The sequence below is a fragment of the Lysobacter sp. TAB13 genome, from assembly GCF_052113885.1.
GTDB classification, from domain to species: domain Bacteria; phylum Pseudomonadota; class Gammaproteobacteria; order Xanthomonadales; family Xanthomonadaceae; genus Lysobacter; species Lysobacter gummosus.
In genome coordinates this window covers 1-385 of the sequence record NZ_JBFRDR010000328.1, presented here as the reverse complement: position 1 = coordinate 385, position 385 = coordinate 1, and the positions used below count along the sequence as shown (strand labels likewise).

At 66.5% G+C, this 385-nt stretch carries 1 pseudogene; it reads left to right on the top strand.

Annotated elements, in window-relative coordinates:
* A pseudogene (locus tag AB4Y92_RS26385) lies at positions 1-385 on the top strand (efflux RND transporter periplasmic adaptor subunit); the annotation flags it as partial.

Genomic DNA, 385 nt, shown 5'->3' with positions numbered 1-385 from the left:
GCGCCAACAGCGCGGGCCCGGGCCTCGTCACGATCACGCAGGTCAAGCCGATCCGCGTCGCCTTCACCTTGCCCGAACGCGAGGTACCGATGTTGCAAGCGGCGCTCACGGCCGGCAAGGTTCTCAAGGTCACCGCGAAACCCGCCGACTCGCCGCGCCCGCCGGCAGAAGGAACCCTCACCTTCGTCGATTCCAGTGTGGACATCGCTTCCGGCACCATCGCGGCCAAGGCCGCTTTCGCGAATGCCGACCTCTCGCTCTGGCCCGGCCAGTATGTCGACGTCGCGGTCGAGGCCGACAGGCTCGACAACGCCACGATCATCCCGACGGTCGCCGTGCAGGTCGGGCAGAAGGGCTCCTATGTCTATGTCATCAAGCCTGACGA